At 62.0% G+C, this 2,463-nt stretch carries 3 protein-coding genes and 1 pseudogene; all 4 read left to right on the forward strand.

Annotation, left to right across the window (positions count from 1 at the left end):
• A pseudogene (locus HX899_RS32490) lies at positions 1–683 on the forward strand (methyl-accepting chemotaxis protein); the annotation flags it as partial.
• Between the two features lie 63 nt (positions 684–746).
• Positions 747–1,043 (forward strand): STAS domain-containing protein, encoded by a 297-nt coding sequence (locus HX899_RS32495; protein ID WP_003545491.1) that lies wholly within the window; start codon positions 747–749, stop codon positions 1,041–1,043.
• Positions 1,040–1,405 carry a chemotaxis response regulator CheY1 gene (gene cheY1, locus HX899_RS32500; RefSeq protein ID WP_003545492.1) on the forward strand — a complete coding sequence of 122 codons (366 nt, stop codon included), beginning with the start codon at positions 1,040–1,042 and terminating at the stop codon, positions 1,403–1,405. Before HX899_RS32495 ends, cheY1 begins: the two co-directional genes overlap by 4 nt.
• Positions 1,406–1,422: 17 nt before the next feature.
• On the forward strand, positions 1,423–2,463 hold a 1,041-nt coding region (locus HX899_RS35385), incomplete at its 3' end, for an Hpt domain-containing protein (RefSeq protein ID WP_246697234.1).

The following is a 2,463-nucleotide window of genomic DNA, read 5'->3' on the forward strand; positions in this document are numbered from 1 at the left end:
GCGCGATCAGCGCCATGGCCGATATCGAGCAGTCGGCCGAAAAGATCGGCCAGATCATCGGCGCGATCGACGAGATCGCCTTCCAGACCAATCTTCTGGCGCTGAATGCCGGCATCGAGGCCGCCCGCGCCGGCGATTCCGGCCGCGGTTTTGCCGTCGTCGCCCAGGAAGTCCGCGCCCTTGCCCAGCGTTCGGCCGAAGCCGCCCGCGAGATCAAAACCCTGGTGACGACGACCAAGGCGCAGGTCGATGCCGGCGTGCAGATGGTTGGCCGCACACAGGATTCGATCGGCAGCATCGTGCGTCAGGTCACCGACATCAACGCCGCCATATCAGGCATCGCCACCCGAACCGGCGAACATGCCGCAAGCCTCGACAGCGTGACAGCCGACGTCAAGGGCCTGGGTGGCGAGGTGGCCGATAGCGCCGGCCTTGCGGAGCGCTCGGCCGAAGGCGCCGACCACCTCCACACCGTCATTCTCGAGCTCGGCCAGACGATTCGCGAATTCCGCATCGCCCGGGAAAACGCCACTGCCGGGCGCCCGGCGCCGGTGCGCGTGACACCGCCGCGCGCCCTTGAGGGCGCTACCCGCCCGGCACCGGTCGTCGACGAATACGAAAATGAAGATTTTGGCCTTCCACAGCCCTTCGCAAGCGTCGGAGGTGGGCGGAATGTTTACTAACCTATCGGATGATTGCCTCAGCCTGTCTTTTCGGGCCGGGGACAAGGGGACAAGGAAAAGCTGATGGCAGCAAAGAAGAGTGGCAAAACGCTGGATTTGACAGCGGTGCTCGACCTCAACGAGGCTTCCGCCTTGCGCGATAAACTCCTTTCTCTCCGGGGTAGCGGTCTTTCGATAGACGCTTCCGGCGTCGAACGGATCGGTGCGCTTTGCGCCCAGGTTCTGATGTCCGCCGAGAAGACCTGGGAGCAGGACAAGCAGCCGTTCACCTTCTCCAAGGTGTCCGACGCATTTCAGAAAACCATGCAGCTGGTTGGCGTCAATATTGACCACCTGCTTGCCAAGGAGATTCGGCAATGAAGAAAAAAGTGCTGACCGTGGATGATTCCCGCACCATCCGAAACATGCTTCTCGTGACGCTGAACAATGCCGGCTTCGAGACGATCCAGGCGGAAGACGGCATCGAGGGCCTCGAGGTTCTCGAAGAGTCCAATCCCGACGTCATCGTGACCGACATCAACATGCCGCGCCTCGACGGTTTCGGCTTCATCGAAGGTGTCCGCCGCAACGAGAAATATCGGGCGATCCCGATCCTGGTCCTGACCACCGAAAGCGACGCGGAAAAGAAGAACCGCGCCCGCCAGGCCGGTGCCACGGGCTGGATCGTCAAGCCTTTCGACCCGGCCAAGCTGATCGATGCCATTGAGCGTGTAACCGCTTAAACCCAGGATTTGCTCCTATGGATATGAACGAAATCAAAGAGATCTTTTTCCAGGAGTGCGAGGAACAGCTCGCCGAGTTGGAATCCGGTCTTCTGAAATTGAATGATGGCGATCGCGATCCGGAAACCGTCAATGCGGTGTTCCGTGCCGTGCATTCGATCAAGGGTGGCGCCGGCGCCTTCGGCCTTGACGATCTGGTCGCCTTCGCCCATGTCTTCGAGACCACTCTCGATTGCGTTCGATCCAACAAGCTTGAGCCGAACCAGGATGTCCTGAAGGTGATGCTGAAGTCGGCCGACGTGCTCGCCGACCTGACGAATGCTGCGCGCGACGGCGGCAGCGTCGATGAAAGCCGCAGCCGCGGCCTCGTCAAGGAGCTCGAGGCGCTGGCCAACGGCGAATTGCCGTCTCCCTCTGCGTCAGCCGAGGCGCCCGCGCCGAAGGCCGCCGCAAAGGCAGCATCGGCCGCTCCGGCGCCGACCCCCAAGCCGACGGACGACAGCGGCTTCCAGCCGGTCCCCTTTTCCTTCGACGATTTTGGCGGCGAAGACGATGCGGGCGGCATGCCGACCTATGAAGTCATCTTCAAGCCGCGCTACGAGCTCTATTCCAAGGGCAATGACGCCACCCTGCTGCTGCGTGATCTCTCGCGCCTGGGTGAAATGACGATCTATTGCAATACGGATGACCTGCCGGGCCTTGAGGAACTCGATCCGGAAGGCGCTTATTTCTTCTGGAACGTCACGATCAAGACGGACAAGGGCGAGGACGCCATCCGCACCGTCTTCGAATTCGCCGAGTGGGATTGCGAACTGACGGTCAAGCCGGTCGAAGAAGCAAGGGCTGACGCGACCAGCAACGACGAACTGCCGATGGTGCCGGTTCCCTTCGATCTGTCGATCCTGGACGAAACGGGCGCAATGGAAGAGGTTTCCGCCGGAGACGCGCGGGCCGAGGAGACGGCTGCAGCCGTTGCCGCCGCCGAGACTGCCTCCAACGTCACGCAGATTGTCGCCGCCCGCGTCGAGAAGAAGGAATCGGCGGCCGCCGCAGCGGGC

Source organism: Rhizobium sp. WYCCWR 11146 (genome assembly GCF_013591995.1).
GTDB classification, from domain to species: Bacteria; Pseudomonadota; Alphaproteobacteria; order Rhizobiales; family Rhizobiaceae; genus Rhizobium; species Rhizobium indicum.

Bases quoted from the DNA above. Each gene is read 5' to 3' on its own strand.
- cheY1 (WP_003545492.1), top strand. From the start codon at position 1,040: ATGAAGAAAAAAGTGCTGACCGTGGATGATTCCCGCACCATCCGAAAC.
- HX899_RS32495 (WP_003545491.1), top strand. From the start codon at position 747: ATGGCAGCAAAGAAGAGTGGCAAAACGCTGGATTTGACAGCGGTGCTC.